Raw genomic sequence first — 22563 nt, 5'->3', positions numbered from 1 at the left:
GCCGCCGTGAGAGGGCGGAGTACTAGGCCGCTATACGATGGGGCCGCTGGGGTACCAGGACTCGAACCTAGAATGACGGTACCAGAAACCGTTGTGTTGCCAATTACACCATACCCCACTGCGCACGTGGCTTTCGGGCTTCAAGAAGTCCGTCGGCTGCGCGCAACGAGCAGAAACTATACCCACACTGCAGGGACCCGGCAAATCATGCCGGGCCCCTGTTCCCGCGCTGTGAGCAGCGTTACAACGGCTGCTGCGGCGTCACCGGGCAGCGTCTACACCTTCTGAACGACGCCGCAACAGCTCACTGAGGAGGTCGAATCGAGCCAGCGCGGATTCCTTGCCCAGGATCTCCAGGGATTCGAACAAGGGCGGCGAGACCTGACGGCCGGAAACGGCCACACGGGCGGGACCGAAAGCCAAGCGGGGCTTGATGCCCATCTCCTCCACCAGTGCCTGCCGCAGAGCGGCCTGAATGTTCTCCGCAGTGAAATCGTCCACGGATTCCAGTGCAGCGCGGGCAGCCGCCAGGACCTCCGGCGCGTTCTCCTTGAGCTTGGCCACTGCTTGCTCGTCGTGGGTCAACACGGAGTCGCGCAAGAACAGGAAACCCAGCATGGGCACGGCATCGGCCAGCAGATCCATACGGGTCTGCACCAGGGGTGCTGCCGCGTCCAGGATTCGGTTCTGCCGCTCCGTCAGCTCCCGGTCCAGCACTCCCCCGGACTGCAAGTAAGGCACCAGCCGGTTGCGGAACTCCTCCGGATCCAGCGCACGGATGTGGTCACCGTTGATGGCCGTGGCCTTCTTCAGGTCGAATCGAGCGGGGTTGGCCAGGACGTCGTGGATGTCAAAGGCCTCCACCAACTGCTGCTGGGTGAAGATGTCCTGATCGGCAGACAGCGACCACCCCAGAAGCGCCAGGTAGTTCAACAGGCCTTCGGGGATGAACCCGGCATCGCGCAGATTGAACAAGCTGGATTCAGGGTCGCGCTTGGACAGCTTCTTGTTTCCCTCACCCATGACGTAGGGCAGGTGGCCGAACTGCGGAACCCGCTCGGCAACCCCCACTGCCACCAGCGCGCGGTACAGCGCAATCTGGCGCGGAGTCGAGGAGAGCAGGTCCTCACCGCGCAGCACGTGAGTGATGCGCATCAGGGCATCGTCCACCGGGTTGACCAGGGTGTAGAGCGGCTTGCCATTGGCTCGCACGACGACGAAGTCCGGAACCGTTCCCGCTGCAAACGTGATCTCACCGCGGACCAGATCTGTGAAGGTGATGGCCTCATCGGGCATGCGCAGGCGCAGCACCGGCTCCCGGCCCTCAGCACGGAAGGCCTGGATCTGCTCCTGGGTCAGGTCACGGTCAAAGTTGTCGTAACCGAGCTTGGGATCACGCCCGGCCGCCTTGTGGCGGGCCTCCACCTCCTCAGGGGTGGAATAGGACTCGTAGATGACTCCGGCATCCTCGAGCTTGGCGATCACCTCCTGGTAGATCTCCCCGCGCTGGGACTGGCGGTAGGGCTCGTGCGGGCCGCCGACGGTCACGCCTTCATCCCAGGTGATGCCCAACCAATCCAGTGCTTCCAACAGCTGGTTGAAGGATTCTTCCGAGTCCCGGGCAGCATCCGTGTCCTCGATCCGGAAGATCATCTTGCCGCCGGTGTGACGCGCGTAGGCCCAGTTGAACAAGGCTGTGCGAATGAGACCCACGTGTGGTGTTCCGGTGGGTGACGGGCAGAAACGAACACGGACATCGGTGCCGGTGGCCTCAGGCGCGCCGGAGGCGGCAGCATCCGCTGAGGTCAGAACGGTGGTTCCAGTCGTGTGGGCTGATACGGGAGATTCGGTCATGGGTGTTCACAAATCCTTGTGTGGAGAAAACATTGGTGGGCCCGGGCTGGGCTGGGCTGGGAGAAGTGTTCTGTCAGCGGCGCAGGATGGTGGCCAGGGTACCGATGCCTTCGATCTCCACCTCGAGCCGGTCGCCGTCGTCGACCTTTCCGACCCCGGCAGGAGTACCGGTGAGGATCACGTCCCCGGGAAGCAACGTGAACGCCTGGGAGACGTAGGCGATCAGGTCGGCCACACCAAAGACCATGTCTGCGGTGGTGCCATCCTGTTTGGGTTGGTCATTGACGTAGGAGCGCACGGCCAGATCTGAGGTGTCCAACTCCGTTTCGATCCACGGCCCCAGGGGGCAGGCACCGTCAAAGCCCTTGGCCCGGGCCCACTGGCCGTCCGTGCGCTGGGCGTCACGGGCCGTCAGATCGTTGGCACAGGTGTAGCCGAAAATGACGTCGTTGACCTGATCCACCGGCACGTCCTTGCAGATTCGACCAATGACCACGGCCAACTCGGCCTCGTAAGAGACCTCCTCGGTCCAGGTCGGCAATGTGACAGGGTCACCTGGGCCTGCCACGGACGTGTTGGGCTTGAAGAACAGCAGCGGGCTGACAGGCAGCTCGTTACCCATCTCCTTGGCGTGATCGGCATAGTTGCGGCCAACGCAGACCACCTTGGAGCGTGGAATCACCGGAGCCAACAACCGCACGTCCTCCACCGGCCAGGACTTGCCCTCCACGGGTTGAATGCCGTTGAAGAAGGGGTCCCCGGCCAGGGCAGTCACGGTCAGGTCCTCCCCTTCACCGTGCACCACGCCGTAGTAGATCTCATCCTCTGCAGTGAATCGGGCAATACGCATGGACACCAGGTTAGTGGTCATTGCGTGGTGCCCAGAAACAACGCCGCCCGGTCGGGTGGACCGGGCGGCGTCACAGGAAGGATTCGGGTGGCTCAGGCCAATCGGGTCAACCAACCGTGTCGGTCTTCCCCACGGCCGGTCTGGATGTCCAACAGTTCCTTGCGCAGGGACATGGTGATCTCCCCGGGCCGGGCGTCATCCGGGCCGATGACTTCCGTGTCACTGATCAAACGACCCACCGGGGAAATCGCCGCGGCCGTGCCGCACGCAAAAACCTCCGTCAATCGCCCGGAGTTCACGCCGTCACGCCACTCATCCAACGTGAACGCACGTTCCTGAACCGTCATCCCACGATCCTTGGCCAGCTGGATGATGGAATCGCGGGTCACGCCTTCCAGGATGGTTCCGGTCAGTTCCGGGGTCACCAGGGTGTTGTCGTCAAACACGAAGAACACGTTCATGCCCCCCAGTTCCTCGATGGCGTTTCCGCGCTGCGGGTCCGTGAAGATCACCTGCTGGCAACCGTGGGCATCGCCTTCCATCTGGGCGATCAAGGACGCTGCGTAGTTTCCGCCGCACTTGGCGTTGCCCGTTCCGCCGTGACCTGCCCGAGCCCAGTTCTTGGACAGCCAGATGTCAACGGCGGTGCCTTCTCCGAAGTAGTTCCCGGCAGGTGAGGCGATCACGGAGAACAGCACCTCGCGGGCTGCACGGACGCCCAGGAACACCTCATTGGCAATCATGAACGGGCGCAGGTACAACGACTGACCGTCACCGGTGGGCACCCAGTCCTTGTCTCGGGACACCAGTTCCTTGAGCGAGTCCAGGAACAGCTCCTCCGGCAGAGCCGGCATGGCCATGCGCCGGGCCGAGCGGTTGATGCGCGCAGCGTTCTTCTCCGGCCGGAAGGTCCACACGCTGCCGTCGCCGTGCTTGTAGGCCTTCAATCCTTCAAAAATCTCCTGGCCGTAGTGCAGCACGGCTGAGGCAGGATCCATGGACAGAGGGCCGTACGGGAGCACCTGCGGTTGCTCCCACTCACCCGTGCCAGCCTCCACATTGCCCCGCCACTGGATCTGGACCATGTGATCCGTGAAGTACTGGCCAAAACCGGGTGCGTCAAGAATCTCCTGGCGCCGTTGCGGGCTGGCCGGGTTGGGGTTGGGTGTGGTGCTGAAGGTGGTCATGGGATTCTCTCCACTCATGCTGGCGTCTGTTGCCCACCAGCCTACGGAACAGGTGTGATCAGGCGGGCAATGCGGCCACGATGGCGTCGCCTATCTGCGCGGTGCTGCGCTGTGTGGCGCCGTGGTCCTCCAGGTCCGAACGGACCGCTGAACGGATCTGCTCCGCCTGCTCACCGTGGCCCAGGTGTTCCAGCATCATGGCCGCAGCCAGGATGGTGGCCACAGGGTTGGCCTTCTGCTGACCCGCAATGTCCGGGGCAGAACCATGGACGGGTTCAAACATGGACGGCGCAGTGCGCTCTGCATTGATGTTGCCGCACGGAGCCAGCCCGATGCCGCCGGTGATGGCGCCTGCCAGGTCCGTGATGATGTCACCGAACAAGTTGTCCGTGACCAGCACGTCAAATCGCGAGGGATCCGTGGTCATGAAGATGGTGACGGCATCCACATGGAGGTAATCGACCGTGACGTCCGGGTACTGCGGCGCCATGGCGTTGACGGTGCGCTGATAGAGATGGCCCGCGTTGACCAGCACGTTGTGTTTGTGCACCAGGGTCAGCTTCTTGCGCTCACGTCGGCTGGCGAGCTCAAAGGCAAAACGCACCAGGCGCTGCACCCCGTGGGCGGTGTTCAAGGAGACCTCGGTGGCGATTTCCTGATCGGTCCCCTGCCGCAACACACCACCGTTGCCTGCGTACGGACCCTCTGTGCCCTCGCGGACGACGACGAAGTCCACCTCACCTGGATCCCGCAGCGGGGACACCGTGCCCGGGAACAGCTCGGAGGGACGCAGATTGATGTAGTGGTCCAGGCTGAAACGCAGTTTCAGCAGGATCTCACGTTCAATCAGTCCTGACGGGATCCGGGTGTCACCAGGGGCTGCGCCAACGGCTCCGAACAAGATCGCATTATGCTCACGGATCTTCTCAAGCGTCACTTGAGGCAAGGTCTCCCCCGTGGCCAGCCAATGCTCGGCACCCAGCGGGAAGGGAGTTTTTTCCAGGGCGATGTTGGCGGGCCCACAGACAGCGTCCAGCACCTTTTCCGCTTCTGCCACGACCTCCGGGCCAATACCGTCTCCCGCGATCACCGCAATGCGGTGGGATGTGGAAGACGGTGACTGGTGCGTGGTGGAGGTCTGCTCGCTCATGCCCCGATCCTAGGGTGCGGTGGTGACCCCGTCCCACATGGCGAATGCAGATCTCAATATTCGGACACATGGGACCGCGGCGTGTGACTCACCACTTGAGCGCCTCGGGTTCCTCGTACCGCGGGAACACCGGCGTTGGTTTGGGAAGCTGCGTTCCGGGCTTGATTTTCTCCGTGATGGCGCTGAACTCACGGTCCTTCTCCGGCTGCCCCAGGACATCCAGAAGTTTTGCCGCAGAAGCCGGCATAAACGGCTGGGTCAGCAAGGCCACCACCCGCACCACTTCCAGGGTGGTCCACAACACGGTCTGCATGCGCTCCGGGTCAGTCTTGCGCAGCACCCACGGCTCCTGAGCCGTGAAGTACCGGTTGCAGTCAGCCACCACACGCCAGATGGCCTCCAACGCACGGTGGAACTGGAGGTCGTCGAAGGCCTCCCGTACCGGCCCCAACAATTCGTGGGCGGCGTCCAGAATCTCCCTGTCCGCGGGCATCAACTCCCCCATGACCGGAACCTGGCCATGGCAGTTCTTGGCCACCATGGACAGCGAGCGCTGAGCCAGGTTGCCCAGATCATTGGCCAGGTCGGCATTGATCCGGGCCACGATGCCGTCGTGGGAATAGGAGCCGTCCTGACCGAAGGAGACTTCCCTGAGGAGGAAGAAGCGCACCGGATCCAACCCGTATTCACCGATCAGGGCATGAGGGTCAATAACGTTGCCAACGGACTTGGACATCTTTTCGCCCTGGTTGTAGAGGAACCCGTGCGCAAAGACTTTCTTGGGGACCGGCAGCCCTGCAGAGATCAAGAAAGCCGGCCAGTAGACCGAGTGGAACCTGGCGATGTCCTTGCCGATCACGTGGACATCAGCCGGCCAGAATTTCTGGAACATCTGGGACTCGGTGTCCGGGTAGCCCAGTCCGGTTAGGTAGTTGGTCAGGGCGTCCACCCAGACGTACATGACGTGCTCGGGATCCCCCGGAACGGGTACACCCCAATCGAAGGTGGTGCGTGAAATGGAGAGGTCCCGCAGTCCGCTGCGCACGAACTCCGCGATCTCGTTACGGCGTGTGGTGGGGTGTAAGAAGCCTTCACGGTCGTAGAGCTCCAGCAGGCGGTCCTGGTAAGCGGACAACCGGAAGAAGTACGAGGATTCCTCTGTCCAGGTCAGCTCCGTGCCGGTCTCCTTGGAGTAGCGCTGACCGTCTTCACGTACTTCCGTCTCGTCCTCGCCGTAATAGGCCTCGTCGCGCACCGAGTACCAACCCGAGTAGGAATCCAGGTAGATGTCACCGGCTTCCTGCATGCGCTGCCAGATCTCCTGGGAGGCCGTGTAGTGATCGGCGTCCGTGGTCCGGATGAAACGGTCGTAGGAGATCCCCAGGGCATCGTCCATGGCCTTGAAAGCAGCGGCATTGCGGTCAGCCAGCTCCTTGGCGGTGATGCCTTCCTTCTGCGCCGTCTGCTGCATCTTCTGACCGTGCTCGTCCGTGCCGGTCAGGAAGCGGACGTCATAGCCGTCCAGGCGCTTGAAGCGAGCCAGGGTGTCAGCCGCAATGGCCTCGTAGGCATGCCCGATGTGCGGCGAACCGTTCGGGTACGAGATCGCAGTCGTCAGGTAGAACGCGGGGCGGGCATCGGCTGCAGCGGGAGTTACCTCGGAAGTCACGGGCTCCATGGTAACGGCCATCCAGAACTGGGATTCGCCATCCGGATCCGGCACGGGCGTCACAGACAGACGTGTCCGTGTCACGGATTCACATGTGCAACCGCCGGTGCCAAGCTAGGGCTGTACCCGCCTCCATCCGGAGGTGGCCTACGTCAACACCTCGTGAAAGGGACGTCATGCGCAGTGAACTCTTTGCCCCCGAACACATGGAGCGGCAAACCCAAGATCAGTGGGCTCTGCAGTCCAAGAAGATGCTGAGGGTCAACATGACGCAGGACATCATTGCCACCAAAGGTGCCATGGTGGCCTACCAGGGCCAGATGTTATTCCGGCATGAGGGCTCTGGCACAGTGGGCAAGTTCCTCAAAAAGGCCCTGACCAACGAGGACGCCCCCATGATGCGGGTCTCCGGTCAGGGTGAGGTGTTCTTTGCCCGGCAGAACCGTTTCATCTTCCTGCTGTTGTTGGAAGGTGAGGCGATCACGGTCAACTCGTCGTCCTTGTTGGCCTTTGACTCCTCCCTGAGCTGGGACATCCGCCGCGTGCAAGGTGCCGGCATGCTGGCCGGCGGGCTGTTCAACCTGGAACTGTCCGGTCAGGGATACGTGGCTATCTGCTCTGATGGTGATCCCATGGTGTTGGACGCCTCCGGACAGCCCACCTTTGTGGATCCGCAGGCCGCTGTGTGCTGGTCGGCCAACCTGGCACCCAGCATCAAGAATGACTTCAACTTCTCGGGAATGCTGCGCGGAGGATCCGGTGAAGCCTTCCAGTTGGCTTTCCATGGCCCCGGTTTTGTGGTGGTGCAGCCCTCCGAAGGCACGCCCGTGGTGCGCGCCGGTGGTTAGAGAGACGGAGGCAACTCCGGGGGAAATTTCCTGGACGATCTCCTGAACTGATGCACGGTGCGGCCCGCGAACCACTGGGATTCGTGGGCCGCACCGTGTGGTGGGTCAGGCACTCACGACGGCGAGCTGGGTGGCCAACTCCTGCTCGAGGGCTTCCACGATCGCGTGAGTGACGTCTTCCGTGGATGCCGTCCCACCGAGATCACGCGTGAGGTGACCTGCACCCGTGGCCGATTCAATGGCGCGTTCAACGGCGTGTGCTTCTGCTTCCAGACCGAAGTGGCGCAGCATCAAGGCCCCACTGGCAATGGCCCCGATGGGATTGCAGATGCCTTGGCCGGCAATGTCCGGTGCGGAACCGTGCACGGGCTCGAACATGGACGGGAATCGCCCTTCCGGGTTGAGATTGGCGCTGGCGGCAAGACCCAGGCTGCCCGCCAGCGCGGAGCCGAGGTCGGAGAGGATGTCCGCGTTGAGGTTGGAGGCCACCACCACGGAGAGCTCCTCCGGGTGCAGCACGAACTTGGCGCTCATGGCATCCACCAGCACACTCTCCGTGGCCACATCCGGATACTCCTGGGCGACACGGGCGAATACCTCGTCCCAGAGCACCATGCCGTACTGCTGGGCATTGGACTTGGTCACGCTGGAGACCTTCTTCACGCTCCGAGTGCGGGCCAGCTCGAAGGCGAAGCGGATGATGCGCTCACACCCCTTGTCCGTGAACAGGGAGGACTGCACGGCGACCTCGTTGCCCGGCCCGCGCCCGGAGAGGTTGCGCCCACCCAGACCGGCGTACTCGCCCTCGCTGTTCTCCCGCACCACGATCCAGTCCAACTCACGGTCATCGGCTGCTCTCAGCGGGGAGTTGACACCGGGCAGGAACTTCACCGGACGGATGTTGGCCCACTGATCAAAGTTCTGGGTGATGTTCAGCCGCAACCCCCACAGGCTCACGTGGTCGGGGACGTTTTCCCACCCCACGGCACCAAAGTAGATGGCATCGAAGTCGGTCAGGGCTTCCAATCCGTCCGACGGCATGAGCTGCCCGTGTTGGGCGTAGTACTCACTGCCCCAGGGGAACTCGGTCCAGTCAAAGCTGAAGCGGCCTGCGGAGGCAGCAGCCACGGCATCCAAAACCTGGCGCCCTGCGGAAACCACCTCTGCTCCCACTCCGTCGGCGGGAATGGCTGCGATGCGGTACGTGTGGGTCATGGTGTCCTCCTGGTCTCTGATCTCTCACAAACCAGTAGAGCGCAGTCACCTGCATGCCGTCTAAGACCTGTTTTCTCTGATCCACATAGGTTGGACCTATGTATTCACCCTCACAAGGCCTCGGCGCGCGCCACGTCCACCAGAGCGCGTGCTGCTGGTGTGAGGTCCTGACGTCGGCTGATCAGTGAGACTGACAACTCAGGGGCATCGGCCAAGGCATGCACCCCCAGGCCCAACTGCTCGGCTGTGCAGCGCCATGCACTGGGGAGGATGGTGTGACCTACACCGGCCGTCACCAGGGGAAGCACCGAGGACCGGTGGTCCGTCTCCACCGCCACCTGTACCGCAATGCCTGCGGCCAGCCAGTCATCCAGGACCCTGCGCGTCAATGTTCCAGGAGCCGAGGCCACAAAGGTGCTGCCCTCCAGGTCACTGCCCCGCAGCGGTTGACCAGATCTCAGCATCGGTGCCTCAGGATGAGTCACCAGAATCAGGGACTGACTCCCCAACGGCATCACCTCAACGTCTGCTGCCACTGGCGTGGTATTGCCACCCAGCAACCCCACCTCAGCCTCACCTGATTCAACAGCGGTTAGCACCTGGCGATCCGTCAGGGCTGAGCGCACCCTCAGCGCAATGTGAGGATGCAAGGCAGCCAGTCGGGCCGTGATGGAGCTCAGCGGTTCCAGCGCGGGAGTGGGCATGGACACCAGATCTACGTGACCACCCCTGACCTCAGCCACGGTGGCAGCCGCGTCATGGACGGAATCCATGTGCCGCACCGCCGCACGAGCAGGCCCCAGGAGTGCCTGACCTGCTGAGCTCAGCACCATGGTGCGTCCCACACGGTGGAACAGTGGCACTCCCAGCTCTTTCTCCAGACCCTTGATGGACTGGGACAGGGAAGGCTGGGCGATCCGCAGGTGCTCAGCCGCCCGGGTCACCCCGCCCTGATCCACCACGGCCAGAAAATGCCGCAGATGGCGATTCTCCATGGATCCTCCCGGGTTCAGCGCGATCTTGGGAAACAGGGCTCAACGACGCCGCCCCCGCACACCATCACAGTGTGCGGGGGCGGCGTCGTCGTGAAAACCAAGGCCTAGGGAAGGTGGGAAGATCCAGACCTGGCGGTGATCACGCAAACTTTTCCGACTGACTCACAGTCACGCGGGGGGTCAGCGAGCAGCGGTACCCTCAGTGTAGTCGGAATCGGCGTCAGTCCAAACAAAGAGCTTGCGCAGCTCACGACCGGTGGTCTCGATCGAGTGGCCTTCTTCCTTCTCCCGCAGCTCCTTGAATTCCTTGGCGCCACCGTCCTGGTCCTCGATGAACCGGCGGGCAAAGGTGCCGTCCTGGATGTCGGAGAGAACAGCCTTCATGTTCTCCTTGACGGAGGGGTCGATCACTCGCGGGCCGGAGATGTAGTCGCCGTACTCGGCGGTGTCGGAGATGGACCAACGCTGCTTGGAGATTCCACCTTCCACCATCAGGTCCACGATCAGCTTGAGCTCGTGCAGAACCTCGAAGTAGGCGATCTCCGGCTGGTAACCAGCCTCGGTCAAGGTCTCGAAGCCGTACTGCACCAGGTGGGACACGCCACCGCACAGCACAGCCTGCTCACCGAACAGGTCGGATTCGGTCTCTTCGGTGAAGGTGGTCTTGATGACGCCTGCGCGGGTGCCGCCGATGGCCTTGGCGTAGGACAGCGCAATCTCCTGGGCCTTGCCCGAGGCGTCCACCTCGACTGCCACCAGGCAGGGCACGCCGCGGCCGGACTCGTACTCGCGGCGCACGGTGTGGCCGGGGCCCTTGGGGGCAACCATGGCCACGTCCACACCCTGAGGAGCCTCGATGTAATCGAAGCGGATGTTGAATCCGTGGGCGAACAGCAGGATGTCGCCATCCTTCAGGTTCGGCTGGATGGAGTCGGCGTACACGGTGCGCTGAACCTGGTCCGGGGTCAGGATCATGATGACGTCTGCCTCGGTGGCTGCCTCGGCCACGGTCTTGACGGCCAGGCCCTCAGCCTCGGCCTTGGCACGCGAAGAAGAGCCTTCAGCCAGACCGACGCGAACGTCCACACCGGAATCGCGCAGGTTCAGCGCGTGGGCGTGGCCCTGGGAGCCGTAGCCGATAACAGCGACCTTGCGGCTCTGGATTATCGAAAGGTCTGCGTCGTCTTCGTAGAAGATCTCAGCTGCCATGGGGATGTGTCTCCTTCGTGCTTACTGCAGCTACTGCAGTTCTTGGACCTGCGGCATGCAGGCTGTCGTATGAGGGTGCAGACGCCGATTCGCTCTCAGCGCCGTGAATTGCGGATCTGGCCGCCACTGTGGCGGCACCATCCGGTGTCAGTGGCGCAACGCGCGATCGGACATCGATTTGGGCCCACGTCCGAGCGCCAGGGTACCGGCCCGGACGATCTCGCGGACGCCAAAAGGCTCCAGGACATCAAGTAAGGCCTTGAGCTTCTCGGTGGCACCAGTGGCTTCGATCACAACGGAATCGGTGGAAACGTCCACGATCGAGGCCCGGAAGAGGTCCGCGGCCTGCGTGACCTGCAGCCGGGTTGCGGCATCGGCACGGACCTTGATCATCACGTGTTCACGCTGCACCGAGGTTTCCGGTGGCAGCTCCACGATCTTGATGACGTGAATCAGTTTGTTCAGCTGTTTGGTGACCTGCTCCAGGGCATCCCCTTCAGCATCGACCACCACGGTCATGCGGGACAGCCCGGGAACTTCAGTGCTGCCCACGGCCAACTGGTCGATGTTGAAGGCACGACGTGCGAACAGCGCGGCCACCCGAGTCAAGACGCCAGGCTTGTCCTCAACCAGCACTGACAGCGTATGGCGGCTCATGCCCCTGCTCCTTCGTCTTCGCCAACCCACTCGGGGGTCATGTTTTGGGCAACCTGGATCTGGTCATTGGACACACCGGAGGGGACCATGGGCCACACCATCGCGTCAGCGGAGACCACGAAGTCGATGACCACAGGGCGGTCGTTGACCTCAAGGGCGGCCTTGATGGTGGCCTCCACGTCCTCCTCACGTTCGCACCGGAACGTGGCACAGCCGTAGGCATCTCCGAGCTTGACGAAGTCCGGGACACGGCGGGATTCATGGCCGGTGTTCAAGTGGGTGTGGGAGTAGCGCCCGTCGTAGAACAAGGTCTGCCATTGGCGCACCATGCCCAGCGACGAGTTGTTGATGACCGCCACCTTGATGGGGATGTTGTTGAGCACGCACGTGGCCAGCTCCTGGTTGGTCATCTGGAAACAACCGTCGCCGTCGATCGCCCAGACCACGCGGTTCGGCTGGGAGACCTGTGCGCCCATGGCCGCCGGCACCGCAAAGCCCATGGTGCCCAGGCCTGCGGAGTTCAGCCACTGCCGCGGACGTTCGTAAGTGACGAACTGGGAGGACCACATCTGGTGCTGGCCCACACCGGAGACGTACACGGCCTCGGGGCCGGTGAGTTCGGAGAGCTTCTGGATCACGTACTGGGGAGCCAGCAGGCCGTCCTCTGTGGCAGTCCATCCCAGCGGGTAGGACTTCTTCAAGCCGTTGAGCGTGCGCCACCAGGCGGAAAGATCCGGGACGTCCGTGCGCTCGGTCTCGGCGCGGAAAGCCTCCGTGAGCTCCGGGATGATCGAGGCCAGATCCCCCACGATCGGCACGTCTGCGGTGCGGTTCTTGGAGATTTCAGCGGGATCAATGTCCGCGTGGATCACCTTGGCGCCGGGGGCAAAAGTGGGCAGCACACCGGTGACGCGGTCATCAAAACGCGCACCCAGGGTGATCAAAAGGTCTGCCTGCTGCATGGCGTAAACCGCTGGAACGGTACCGTGCATGCCGGGCATGCCCAGGTGCTGGTCATGCGAGTCCGGGAAAACACCACGGGCGGTCAGCGTGGTCACCACAGGGGCTCCGCTGGCCTCCACCAGATCCTCCAAAACCTCCGAGGCGTTGGCCTTGATGGAGCCGCCACCCACGTAGAGCACCGGGCGCTGCGCCTGAGCCATCAGGCGGGCCGCCTCACGGATCTGCTTGGCGTGACCACGTGCCACCGGCCGGTAACCCGGCAGGTCCAGGGTGGGTGGCCAGGAGAACTCCATCTGGGCCACCTGGGCGTCCTTGGCGATGTCCACGAGCACCGGACCCGGGCGCCCTGTGGAGGCCAGGTGGAACGCCTCAGCCAGCACCCGAGGGATGTCCTGAGCATCGGTGACCAGGTAGGAATGCTTGGTGATGGGCATGGTCATGCCCACGATGTCAGCTTCTTGGAATGCGTCCGAGCCGATCAGGGTGGAAGACACCTGGCCAGTGATGGCCACCATGGGGATGGAATCCATGTTGGCATCGGCCAGAGCCGTCACCAGGTTGGTGGCACCGGGACCCGAGGTGGCAATGCAGACTCCCACACGCCCGGAGGCCATGGCATAGCCCTCAGCGGCGTGGCCGGCGCCCTGCTCGTGACGCACCAGGATGTGGTTGATGGTGGTGGTCTCCAACAGAGGGTCATAGGTGGGCAGAATCGCGCCACCGGGCAACCCGAAAACATCGGTGACACCCAATTCCTCCAACGAGCGAATGACAGCCTGTGAACCGGACATGGCAATCGGCTCAACAACCTGCTGCGATCCCGGGACCTCCGGAGCCACCACAGAGGTTTCATGGCTCGCACGGCGATCGGCGGAAGTGTCCGCACGCTTGTTGGCCATCAGCGCCGGGCTGATGGACTGTCCCTTACTCATCTCGCGTCCTTCGGTTCGTTCTGTCCATGAAGGTGGCCACCACTGTGTGCGCACCGTCTGACCGCTCCCCCAGGGTTGCCACTTTCCGGATCAGAAATGTGACAACCACTGCCCTGGTTGTACCCCGCGTGGACAGGGAGGACCTTCACCCCCGGCTTGATGGAGCCGGACACGAAGAAGGCCCCGGCCGCCTGGTGGGCGGCTTACGGGGCCCGGTGCACGTTGTCGATGATACGGCGAGCAGGCCCGTCACCCAATGAGGATGACCGGGTCCGTTACGACGATCTTGGCTGTGGTGCACTGCATGTGACCATGGTCCGTTGCGGCGAGATCAGTGTCAAACAGCGGTCTCTCCATTTCACATCGTGAGACACCCCACATTCCGCTCCAGAAATGGACTCGGCGAACTGGAGGGCGTAAAGTCTTGCGTCGTCGCAGCAGCGGCACCACGTTCAGACTGTTTCCACTTGCATCCCTGCAGGAGAAAACGACGACGTGAGTGTGGTACTGTCTACGGCCGTAGCGAGCAACCGCAAGGTTTGTTTCGCAGCTACATGCGCCTCTAGCTCAATTGGCAGAGCAGCTGACTCTTAATCAGCGGGTTCACGGTTCGAGTCCGTGGGGGCGCACCACCTCAAGATCCCGGTCAGACTCACAGGAGTCCGACCGGGACCTTTTCGTCCTTGCCTGTCGTGCTGCCCCACCACCCTCCCAACGCACCACTTACTCGGCACGACGCCGGAGTTGACGCCCACGATTGGCGCGGCCTCCGACCCAGGTCATGAAAGAACCCGTCATCGCGATGATGACGGGCCTTCAACGGCGTGCCTGGAGCACACGAACCGAACGATCAGTCAGTGGCCACGCGCGCCACGGGAGTCTGCGAACTCGGCGCGGGATCCGCGGTGAGTTCGTGCACCTCCCCGTCCTGGTCCACCTTGAGCTTCCAACGGGCGCCGCCGAGTGTGGTCACAATGTGCGCCAGGGAGCGTCGCAGTTGGTCATCCGACAAGGAGCCGTCCCCGATCAGGTCCTCCTCCATACGGGTGGCCTCAGTGAGAACTCGACGGCCCTCCTCCGTGATGACTACCACATGACTGCGGCGATCATGGACGTTGCGGCTGCGTGAAACGTGGCCGTGAATCTCCAAGCGGTGCAGGGTCTTGCCCATGGTCTGGGCCTGCACCCGGACCTCCTGCGCCAGACGCGCCTGGGTCAATCCGCCCTGGTCCGCCAAAACGTCAAGCGCCATGACCCCAGCGCGCGTCACGCCCAGGGAGGCGAGGCGTTCGTTCCAGGCGTGTTCCACCAAACGGGCAGCCGTTGACAGTAGCCGGTTGGTTGGCCAGTTGGAGATCTTTGGCATGTCGGCGATTATACCCATGACGAGGGAAACAGTTGACTAAGTGTGCTTACACTTTACGGAGATGACGATCACACCGCCACGGCTGTTGCCACAGGGGTGCAACCTCTCCCCGTAGGACCAGTCCTGACCGAATCACGACCAACCCCTGCCGAAACATGACCATTCCTGGACGGAAGGAACCCATGACCAACCAGCTCACCCCAGGCGCACCGGCGCCCACGTTTTCCCTGCTCAATCAGGACGGCGAGCCGGTTTCATTGAGTGATTACGCAGGCAAGAGGGTGATCGTGTACTTCTACCCCAAGGCTTCCACCCCCGGCTGCACCACTCAGGCCTGCGACTTCCGGGACAATATGGCGCGATTCTTGGCTGAAGGTTACGCAGTCCTGGGCATCTCTCCGGACTCCCCCAGAGCTTTGGCCCCGTTCACCGAACGTCAGGACCTGAGCTTTCCCCTGCTCTCCGACCCCGATCACACCGTGGCCGAGGCGTGGGGCGCTTGGGGAGAGAAGAAGAACTACGGAAAGGTCTATCAAGGCCTGATTCGCTCCAGTTTTGTGGTGGACCCTGACGGCCGGATCGAGGTGGCTCAGTACAACGTCCGGGCCAAGGGGCACGTGGCCAAGCTGCGCCGGGACCTTGGGCTGGACGCTTGATCTTGACCGTGCAGTGTGGGGCAACCACTCCGGGAGCAAGTTCTCGGTAAACTGTTGCGGCCTCGTCGGCGCGATTGCGCCAACAAGCGGGGTCAGCGCGCGAGTGGTGGAATTGGCAGACACGCAGGATTTAGGTTCCTGTGCTCCGGCGTGCGGGTTCAAGTCCCGCCTCGCGCACCACGACGGCTCCGCTCTTTGCCGATCGAAGATCGCGCCGTGAAGGACCACACCATGGGTGATCCGCAGTGACCATGTTGGGCGAAGGTGGAGAGGAGTCTCATGACATCACGGTGTTCCCGGCGTCATTTCCTGTCCGCGGCCGCAGGTGGCCTGTTGGGTTCTGCCGCCCTGACTTCCACGTCTGGATGTGCGCGAGCTGATGACCAGCCTTCCTCGCAAAGTTCCCAGCCGGTGGCTCCGGCGCATTATGTGTTCGCCAACGCCGCCACGGCCCCGTCACTGGATCCGTCCCTGACGGACAATCTGGAAACTCACCGGATCGCACGCCAGATCCTGGACGGGCTGGTTGCCCCGGATCCCATGACCGGTGAGCCCGTACCCGCGCTGGCCACCGACTGGCGCTCCAGCGAGGACGGATTGAGTTGGGACTTCGCGTTGCGAACGGGCGTGTTCTTCCACGACGGTTCCGGGTTCGACGCCGAGGCCGTGGTGACCAACTTCAACAGGTGGGCCGCCGCCTCGGTTCGCGATTCCAGCACGGGCCGGCACAGCTTGTTCGACGCCGTCTTCCGCCGTGGTGCGCCGGAGGGTTCCATTTATCAGGAGTGCCAAGCGGTGGATTCCTCCACCGTGCGAATCCTGCTGCGCCGCCCGCATCCGTCCCTGCCCAAGGCCCTGACCCACCCGGCCTTCGGCGTCGCGGCGCCGTCGTCGATCTCTGCGGACACCGTGGGCACTGCGCCCGTGGGGACGGGGCCCTTCAAGGTCCAGGCGGGGCTGGACTCCGGTTCCGGTCAGCGCCCCGGTGAATCCGTGGTGTTGAAAGCCTCTGAGACCTACTGGGGTGACCTGGGGCCGATCGGCACTTTAGAATTCGTGGCCATCCCAGACACCGAACTGCGCTACGTGGCGTTACGCAACGAGCAGGTGGACGGCTATGACCTGGTGGGGCTGGACGCTTTTGCACCGTTGGCACGCGAAGGTGTGCAGGTCCTGCAACGGGACCCGTATTCGGTGGCTTACCTGGGCATGAACAGCAGCAGCGGGGCCTTCACGGACATCAACGTCCGTCAGGCTGTGATGGCCTCGATCGACCGTCAGGCAGTGGTCCGGGACCACTACCCGCAGGGCACCAACGTGGCGCAGGCTTTTCTGCCCGCCCGCTTCAACGTCCCGGACACTGAAGTCGGCTTCCCGGGTTACAACCCTCAGGAGGCGCGGGATCTGCTGGGTGCCTCGCAGTACGACGGCGCGCCGTTGCGCTTCCTGTACCCCACGGGGGCCTCACGGTCGTGGGCCCTGGAACCGGAACGCCTCTATGCCGATATTTCAGCCCAGCTCACGCGGACCGGCTTTGAGATCTCTCCCGTTCCCGTGCCGTGGAGCATCTACGAGGAAACCTTGCGTACCAGGTCGCAGGACCATGACCTGTTCCTGTCCGGTGTCAACGGCGGCTTTCGGGATCCCGATTACTTCACGGCCACACTTTTCAGCGCACCCACCCCTGAACTCGGGTTGGATTCGCCGTCGCTGCGCACCTTGATCAACGACGCCGCCAACGTTGACGACGGCGAGGACCGCCAGGAGCTCTACCGCAGGGCCAACAGTCGCGTGATTCAGGAGAAGGCAGCAATGCCCCTGGCCTTCCCGACGACCGGTGTAGCCGTGGACTCCCGGACGGCCAGCTTCCCCCTGAGCTCCACGGGCTTCGAGGAGTTCAACGCCATTCGGCTCAACGAGGCACCCTGAACTTGGCAAGGCACCCTGACCTGGGTGAAGTACGGTATCCGGTGGTGCAATGTGGCCCCGAACCGCGCGTTCGGTGTGCGTGAAAGATCACTGTCGGACTAATCTGGAACGTATCTATGAGCGCAGGGGCACCGTGAGTCAGGCCCCTGTGTCTGACGACGGGAGACCCCACAGTGACCCAAGCGACAACCACCGAGTCCACCGACGTACTTCTGGTTGGCGGCGGCATCATGTCCGCCACGCTGGGCGCCATGCTCACGGAGCTGGAGCCCAACTGGAACATCATCCTGGTGGAGCGCCTGGATGGTATCGGTCAGGAGAGTTCCAGTGTCTGGAACAACGCCGGCACCGGACACTCTGCTCTGTGCGAGTTGAACTACGCCCCACTGAACCCTGACCGGACCGTGGGCACGGCCAAGGCCGTCAAGATCAACGAGCAGTTCCAGACCTCCCGCCAGTTCTGGGCCACCATGGTGGAAGAAGGCAAGCTGGGGCGGGCCTCTGATTTCATCAACCCGGTGCCCCACATCTCCATGGTCTTCAACGACGACCATGTCCGCTACCTCAAGGCCCGTCACCAGGCGTTCAAGCAGCACAAGCTCTTTGAGCGCATGGAGTTCTCCGAGGACCGCGACCAGCTGGCCGCCTGGGCTCCGCTCACCATGCGCGGGCGCGGCGCTGGATCCGTTGCCGCCACGTTCTCCCCCGAGGGCACGGATGTGAACTTTGGTGAACTCACCAAGCGTCTGGTGCAGCACATCTCAGCCAACGGCGGTCAAATCCGCACCGGCACCCAGGTCACCAACCTGACCAAGCGCTCCGACGGTACGTGGGCAGTGACCACCAAGAACCGGTTGAACTCTGAGGACACCCGGGAGATCAACGCCAAGTTCGTCTTCGTGGGCGCCGGCGGCGGGGCATTGCCGCTGCTTCAGAAGTCCGGCATTCCCGAGATCAAGGGATTCGGTGGTTTCCCGGTCTCCGGTCTGTGGCTGCGCAACACCAAGCCGGAGATCGCCGAGCAGCACAACGCCAAGGTTTACGGTCAGGCCTCTGTGGGCGCCCCGCCCATGTCCGTGCCGCACCTGGACACCCGGTACGAGAACGGCAAGAAGTCGCTCTTGTTCGGCCCGTACGGCGGATTCAAGCCGAACTTCCTGAAGCAGGGCTCCCTGTTCGACCTCCCGCGTTCCGTCAAGGCGGACAACATCTACCCCATGACGCGTGCGGGTCTGGCCAACATGGACCTGGTCAAGTACTTGATCTCCGAACTGATGAAGTCCAAGGCCCAGCGGGTTGAGTCTCTGCAGGAGTACTACCCCACTGCTGACGGCGACGACTGGGAGCTGGTCCACGCAGGCCAGCGTGTTCAGGTCATGCGCAAGGACAAGCAAAAGGGTGGTGTTCTGCAGTTCGGCACGGAACTGATCACGGCCGGGGACGGTTCCATCGCAGGCCTTTTGGGCGCCTCCCCCGGAGCCTCAACAGCTGTGCCCATCATGTTGGACCTGCTGCAGCAGTGCTTCCCCAACCACCGGCAGACCTGGGAATCCCGTCTGACCCGGCTCATCCCGGCTTACGGTCGGGCGCTGGACACTGACGCCGCACTCGCAGACGAAATCATGGGCCACACGGCAGGTGTCCTGGGGATTCAGTGACCCTGCTCTGAGCTGACACCACCCTTCCCGCAGGGGGTGAACGCGGCCCGTGCGGTAACGCGGTGCACGGTGAGGAAACCATGAGAGATCCGGGGGCGACACGACGTCGCCCCCGGATTCTTGCTGTTGTGCCGCCGCTGCCGGCGCGCCCGCAGCGCCGTTCCCCGCAGGCTCCGGTGGCCGCGTCCCCACCAGTCAAGCCACAGACCACGACGACGAACCACGATGCACTCGCCGAAATCACCCCCTGCCCCCGTAGATGCTAATTCATTTACATTGGGGCACATTAGCGGACGGGATCACCAGATCTACCGCTGTCACATCGCTTACTATTAGCTCCGTGCCCATCAGAGAAACCACTAATGACCCGGTAGAAACCTCCACGGCAGCGTGGGAAGCGCTGTACCGTGCGCAGGTCACGGTGATGCGGCGTTTGCAGCGCCGCGAGGAGTTCGCGGATCTTTCCATGCGCGAATACGACGTCCTGTTCAACCTCTCTCGGGCAGACGATCGTGGCATCCGACTCAACGAGCTCAACGAGTACGTTCTGCTCACCCAGTCGAGCCTCTCGCGAATGCTGGAACGCCTGGAGTCCAAAGGTCTTGTGCACCGCTGGCAAGATCCCCAGGACCTCCGGGGCCTGCGGATCAGGCTGACCGAAGACGGTCATGACCTGCAGGAGCGCATTGCCGAACATTTCGATCGCCATGTTCATGAGGTCATGGCCAACGGCCTGGACACGGAGGAACTACGAATCCTCACCAGGTTGTCCGATCGCCTGCGCCACAGCCTCAGCGACTGACCCCACAACGCATCCCGGTCCGACCGGCCCGCCGGATGCCACACACGGAGCCTCCCATCAGTACACTGATGGGAGGCTTTGTGCATGTCGTGGCCAAAGGGCTGACCGGTTGTGACATGACGAATCCACGCCCGCCACCGACCACCACAAGGGAGAGATCGTGTCCAAGAACACCCTCCGTGAAACCCTGGAGCGGGCCGAGGCCCCCGCTCCGGACAACTCCTCCAAGCCGGAGAACCCCACCCAGGTTTCCAAGCGGTCCTGGAAGTACATCTTCAAGCGTTCCTTGGCGGAATTCACCCAGGACGGATGCACCGACCTGGCAGCCTCGCTGACCTACTTCACGGTCCTGTCCGTCTTCCCCGGTCTGCTGGCCGTGGTCTCCCTTCTGGGTGTCTTCGGACAAGGACAACAGACTGCGGATGCCATCACCGAGTTCTTGGCCGGACGTGTCCCTGAGGAACTCAACACCCTGCTGGAACCCACCATCACCAACCTCACGCAAGCCACAGGCGCTGGAATCGTGGCGTTGATCATTGGTGTGGCCTCAGGACTCTGGACGGCATCCGGGTACGTGGGAGCCTTCTCCCGCGCCATGAACCGCGTGTACGACGTCTCTGAGGGACGCACCTTCATCAAGCACAAGGCCTCCATGTTGGCCGTGACCCTGTTTGTGGTGGTCACTGTGGTGCTGATCTTCCTGATGGTCCTGCTCTCCGGCAGCATTGCCCGCACCTTGGGAGATGCCATTGGCCTGGGTGAGACCAGCGTGATGGTCTGGAACATCGCCAAGTGGCCGGTGGTGCTCCTGCTGCTGATCCTGCTGGTTGCGGTGCTCTACTACGCCACCCCCAACGTTCAGCAGCCCAAGTTCAAGTGGGTCTCCCCCGGTGCTGTCTTTGCCATCATCGGCGTGATCGTTGCCGCTGTGGGTTTCTCCATCTACGCCACTCAGTTCGCCTCCCAGGCAGACACCTACGGAGTCATCGGTGGTGTGATCCTGGGTCTGTTGGGCATCTGGATCTTCAACAACGTTCTGCTCTTCGGCGCCGAAATCGATGCCGAACTCCAGCGTGGACGCGAGTTGGAGGCCGGCCTGCCCTCCGAGGAGATGCTCCATCTGCCCCCGCGTGACGTGAAGGCCGTGACCAAGGCGTTGGAGAAGCACGAGAAGATGGTTGAGGAGGGCCGCAAGGTCCGGCTCGCTCACGAGACCGTGGACTACAGCCAGAGTGGCAAGGACAGCGGCCGTGACGGCCAGGCTGAAGTGGCCAACTTCAACGGTGAGACCAAGCAGGTTCTGGAGCGGGAACGCACTGAAACACGCTGACTCATTTAAGTGTCTGAGCTCGCGCCTACACTGGGGTGCAGGTACCTTTCGATCACGGTGACCCTGAAAGTTGCCGCGTTTCCCCTGGTATCTGCACCCCAGTGGTTTTTCGGCTCAGATGCCGGAGCCCTGCGACCCATCCACGATCGGAGCGCACCATGCATGAAGTCCAGGCCGTAGTGGTCAAGGCAAAGAACGAGCCCGCCGTCATTGAAACCATCCTGGTGCCGGATCCCGGACCGGGAGAGGCACTGGTGGATGTCCTGACCTGCGGTGTGTGCCAAACGGACCACCATTACCAGGTGGGTGGAGTTTCAGACGACTTCCCCTTCCTTCTGGGGCATGAGGCAACGGGCGTGGTTTCCGCCGTCGGTGACGGCGTGACCGAGGTGGCCGTGGGCGACCGCGTGATTCTGAACTGGCGTGCCGTGTGCGGTGAATGCCGCGCCTGCCGCCGCGGTGAACCGTGGTACTGCTTTGCAACCCACAACGCCACCCAGAAGATGACCCTCAAGGACGGCACCGAACTCAGCCCGGCATTGGGCATCGGTGCCTTTGCAGACAAGACCCTGGTTGCTGCGGGTCAGTGCACCAAGATCGACGGCGACCTGGAACCCGAACAGTTCGCAGCGGTCGGACTCCTGGGCTGTGGCGTGACCGCGGGCCTGGGTGCTGTGCTGAACACGGGTGCCCTCAAGCGGGGCGAATCCGTGGCCGTCATCGGGTGTGGCGGAGTCGGCACGGCGGCCATTGCCGGCGCCAAGCTCGGTGGCGCAACCTCGATCATTGCCGTGGACGTCGATGACGACAAACTCGCCACGGCACGCAGCTTTGGCGCCACGCACACCATCAACGCCAAGGAACAGGACCCCGTGGAAGCCGTCCGTGAACTGACGGGCGGCAACGGCGCGGATCTGGTGGTGGATGCAGTGGGTGTGGCTGCCACCTTCCAACAAGCCTTTGAAGCCCGTGACCTGGCAGGCCGTTTGGTCCTGGTGGGAGTCCCGAATCCCGGCACCACGTGGAAGATCCCGCTGGATCAGGTCTTTGGCCGCGGTGGCTCCATCAAGTCCGCCTGGTACGGCGACTGCCTGCCCAACCGGGACTTCCCCATGTTCGTGGACCATTACCGACTGGGCAATCTGGACCTGGACGGCTTTGTCTCCGAGCGGATCGGACTGGACGACGTCGAGCCCGCTTTCGCCAAGATGCGTGACGGCAAGGTGCTGCGTTCCGTGGTGGAGATGGAGGCCCTGTCCACCGTCGCAAGCGGCAACCAGCAGTAACCGGATC

The 22563-nt window shown here is 63.0% G+C and carries 18 protein-coding genes and 3 tRNA genes; 9 read left to right on the top strand and 12 right to left on the bottom strand.

Features of this window, described 5'->3' with window-relative positions; translation table 11 throughout:
- Window positions 1-46: 46 nt before the first annotated feature.
- The 6 genes from L979_RS06410 to metG form a co-directional block, all read right to left on the bottom strand.
- A tRNA-Gln gene (locus L979_RS06410) sits at window positions 47-118 on the bottom strand.
- A 143-nt stretch (window positions 119-261) separates the two neighbouring features.
- Window positions 262-1854, bottom strand: a complete 1593-nt coding sequence (gene gltX / locus L979_RS06405) for a glutamate--tRNA ligase (protein WP_052209592.1) — start codon at window positions 1852-1854, stop codon at window positions 262-264.
- A gap of 73 nt (window positions 1855-1927) precedes the next feature.
- The gene (locus tag L979_RS06400; protein WP_047690620.1) at window positions 1928-2704 is read right to left on the bottom strand and encodes a fumarylacetoacetate hydrolase family protein; all 777 of its coding nucleotides are present in this window, start codon (window positions 2702-2704) and stop codon (window positions 1928-1930) included.
- A 92-nt stretch (window positions 2705-2796) separates the two neighbouring features.
- Window positions 2797-3891: a branched-chain amino acid aminotransferase gene (locus L979_RS06395; RefSeq protein ID WP_047690570.1), complete on the bottom strand. Its 1095-nt coding sequence runs from the start codon at window positions 3889-3891 to the stop codon at window positions 2797-2799.
- A gap of 58 nt (window positions 3892-3949) precedes the next feature.
- Window positions 3950-5041: a 3-isopropylmalate dehydrogenase gene (locus L979_RS06390; protein WP_052209591.1), complete on the bottom strand. Its 1092-nt coding sequence runs from the start codon at window positions 5039-5041 to the stop codon at window positions 3950-3952.
- A gap of 88 nt (window positions 5042-5129) precedes the next feature.
- Window positions 5130-6719, bottom strand: coding sequence for a methionine--tRNA ligase (metG, locus tag L979_RS06385; RefSeq protein ID WP_052209597.1), 1590 nt, complete (start codon window positions 6717-6719; stop codon window positions 5130-5132).
- Between the two features lie 167 nt (window positions 6720-6886).
- Between metG and L979_RS06380 the strand changes: the two genes are divergently transcribed.
- Window positions 6887-7558 carry an AIM24 family protein gene (locus L979_RS06380; RefSeq protein WP_047690567.1) on the top strand — a complete coding sequence of 224 codons (672 nt, stop codon included), beginning with the start codon at window positions 6887-6889 and terminating at the stop codon, window positions 7556-7558.
- 105 nt (window positions 7559-7663) lie between these two features.
- Here the strand turns inward: L979_RS06380 and L979_RS06375 are convergent, their stop codons facing one another.
- The 5 genes from L979_RS06375 to L979_RS06355 all read right to left on the bottom strand — a co-directional run bounded on the left by L979_RS06375 (window position 7664) and on the right by L979_RS06355 (window position 13529).
- Window positions 7664-8773 carry a tartrate dehydrogenase gene (locus L979_RS06375; protein WP_047690565.1) on the bottom strand — a complete coding sequence of 370 codons (1110 nt, stop codon included), beginning with the start codon at window positions 8771-8773 and terminating at the stop codon, window positions 7664-7666.
- Between the two features lie 110 nt (window positions 8774-8883).
- Window positions 8884-9768 (bottom strand): LysR substrate-binding domain-containing protein, encoded by an 885-nt coding sequence (locus tag L979_RS06370; protein WP_047690562.1) that lies wholly within the window; start codon window positions 9766-9768, stop codon window positions 8884-8886.
- Between the two features lie 180 nt (window positions 9769-9948).
- Window positions 9949-10977: a ketol-acid reductoisomerase gene (ilvC, locus tag L979_RS06365; protein WP_047690559.1), complete on the bottom strand. Its 1029-nt coding sequence runs from the start codon at window positions 10975-10977 to the stop codon at window positions 9949-9951.
- Between the two features lie 147 nt (window positions 10978-11124).
- Window positions 11125-11634, bottom strand: coding sequence for an acetolactate synthase small subunit (gene ilvN / locus L979_RS06360; protein ID WP_047690556.1), 510 nt, complete (start codon window positions 11632-11634; stop codon window positions 11125-11127).
- Entirely contained in the window at window positions 11631-13529 is a 1899-nt protein-coding gene (locus L979_RS06355; RefSeq protein WP_047690552.1) for an acetolactate synthase large subunit, read from the bottom strand. The genes ilvN and L979_RS06355 overlap by 4 nt, the downstream gene beginning before the upstream one ends.
- A gap of 556 nt (window positions 13530-14085) precedes the next feature.
- Between L979_RS06355 and L979_RS06350 the strand changes: the two genes are divergently transcribed.
- Window positions 14086-14161, top strand: a tRNA-Lys gene (locus L979_RS06350).
- A gap of 218 nt (window positions 14162-14379) precedes the next feature.
- Here the strand turns inward: L979_RS06350 and L979_RS06345 are convergent.
- Window positions 14380-14895, bottom strand: a complete 516-nt coding sequence (locus L979_RS06345; RefSeq protein ID WP_047690550.1) for a MarR family winged helix-turn-helix transcriptional regulator — start codon at window positions 14893-14895, stop codon at window positions 14380-14382.
- A 182-nt stretch (window positions 14896-15077) separates the two neighbouring features.
- Here L979_RS06345 and bcp point away from each other — a divergent pair, with 182 nt between their 5' ends.
- The 7 genes from bcp to L979_RS06310 all read left to right on the top strand — a co-directional run bounded on the left by bcp (window position 15078) and on the right by L979_RS06310 (window position 22556).
- Window positions 15078-15551, top strand: a complete 474-nt coding sequence (gene bcp, locus L979_RS06340) for a thioredoxin-dependent thiol peroxidase (protein ID WP_047690547.1) — start codon at window positions 15078-15080, stop codon at window positions 15549-15551.
- Between the two features lie 97 nt (window positions 15552-15648).
- A tRNA-Leu gene (locus L979_RS06335) sits at window positions 15649-15731 on the top strand.
- Between the two features lie 99 nt (window positions 15732-15830).
- The gene (locus tag L979_RS06330) at window positions 15831-17480 is read left to right on the top strand and encodes an ABC transporter substrate-binding protein (protein WP_047690544.1); all 1650 of its coding nucleotides are present in this window, start codon (window positions 15831-15833) and stop codon (window positions 17478-17480) included.
- A gap of 173 nt (window positions 17481-17653) precedes the next feature.
- Window positions 17654-19138, top strand: coding sequence for a malate:quinone oxidoreductase (locus tag L979_RS06325; RefSeq protein ID WP_047690540.1), 1485 nt, complete (start codon window positions 17654-17656; stop codon window positions 19136-19138).
- 340 nt (window positions 19139-19478) lie between these two features.
- The gene (locus L979_RS06320; protein WP_047690536.1) at window positions 19479-19940 is read left to right on the top strand and encodes a MarR family winged helix-turn-helix transcriptional regulator; all 462 of its coding nucleotides are present in this window, start codon (window positions 19479-19481) and stop codon (window positions 19938-19940) included.
- A gap of 160 nt (window positions 19941-20100) precedes the next feature.
- A complete protein-coding gene (locus L979_RS06315) occupies window positions 20101-21270 on the top strand; it encodes a YihY/virulence factor BrkB family protein (protein ID WP_052209590.1) in 1170 nt (389 codons plus the stop codon).
- Window positions 21271-21428: 158 nt separating this feature from the next.
- Window positions 21429-22556 carry an S-(hydroxymethyl)mycothiol dehydrogenase gene (locus L979_RS06310; protein ID WP_052209589.1) on the top strand — a complete coding sequence of 376 codons (1128 nt, stop codon included), beginning with the start codon at window positions 21429-21431 and terminating at the stop codon, window positions 22554-22556.
- Window positions 22557-22563: the final 7 nt, after the last annotated feature.

Source organism: Kocuria sp. ZOR0020, from assembly GCF_000800955.1.
GTDB lineage: Bacteria > Actinomycetota > Actinomycetes > Actinomycetales > Micrococcaceae > Kocuria > Kocuria subflava.
Note: the sequence above shows the minus strand (reverse complement) of the source record. Positions and strands in the feature narration are given on the sequence as shown.

Bases quoted from the DNA above. Each gene is read 5' to 3' on its own strand.
- L979_RS06345 (WP_047690550.1), bottom strand. From the start codon at position 14,895: ATGCCAAAGATCTCCAACTGGCCAACCAACCGGCTACTGTCAACGGCT.
- gltX (WP_052209592.1), bottom strand. From the start codon at position 1,854: ATGACCGAATCTCCCGTATCAGCCCACACGACTGGAACCACCGTTCTG.
- L979_RS06380 (WP_047690567.1), top strand. From the start codon at position 6,887: ATGCGCAGTGAACTCTTTGCCCCCGAACACATGGAGCGGCAAACCCAA.
- L979_RS06375 (WP_047690565.1), bottom strand. From the start codon at position 8,773: ATGACCCACACGTACCGCATCGCAGCCATTCCCGCCGACGGAGTGGGA.
- L979_RS06310 (WP_052209589.1), top strand. From the start codon at position 21,429: ATGCATGAAGTCCAGGCCGTAGTGGTCAAGGCAAAGAACGAGCCCGCC.
- L979_RS06400 (WP_047690620.1), bottom strand. From the start codon at position 2,704: ATGCGTATTGCCCGATTCACTGCAGAGGATGAGATCTACTACGGCGTG.
- bcp (WP_047690547.1), top strand. From the start codon at position 15,078: ATGACCAACCAGCTCACCCCAGGCGCACCGGCGCCCACGTTTTCCCTG.
- L979_RS06370 (WP_047690562.1), bottom strand. From the start codon at position 9,768: ATGGAGAATCGCCATCTGCGGCATTTTCTGGCCGTGGTGGATCAGGGC.
- ilvC (WP_047690559.1), bottom strand. From the start codon at position 10,977: ATGGCAGCTGAGATCTTCTACGAAGACGACGCAGACCTTTCGATAATC.
- L979_RS06395 (WP_047690570.1), bottom strand. From the start codon at position 3,891: ATGACCACCTTCAGCACCACACCCAACCCCAACCCGGCCAGCCCGCAA.
- L979_RS06330 (WP_047690544.1), top strand. From the start codon at position 15,831: ATGACATCACGGTGTTCCCGGCGTCATTTCCTGTCCGCGGCCGCAGGT.
- L979_RS06390 (WP_052209591.1), bottom strand. From the start codon at position 5,041: ATGAGCGAGCAGACCTCCACCACGCACCAGTCACCGTCTTCCACATCC.
- L979_RS06355 (WP_047690552.1), bottom strand. From the start codon at position 13,529: ATGAGTAAGGGACAGTCCATCAGCCCGGCGCTGATGGCCAACAAGCGT.
- metG (WP_052209597.1), bottom strand. From the start codon at position 6,719: ATGGAGCCCGTGACTTCCGAGGTAACTCCCGCTGCAGCCGATGCCCGC.
- ilvN (WP_047690556.1), bottom strand. From the start codon at position 11,634: ATGAGCCGCCATACGCTGTCAGTGCTGGTTGAGGACAAGCCTGGCGTC.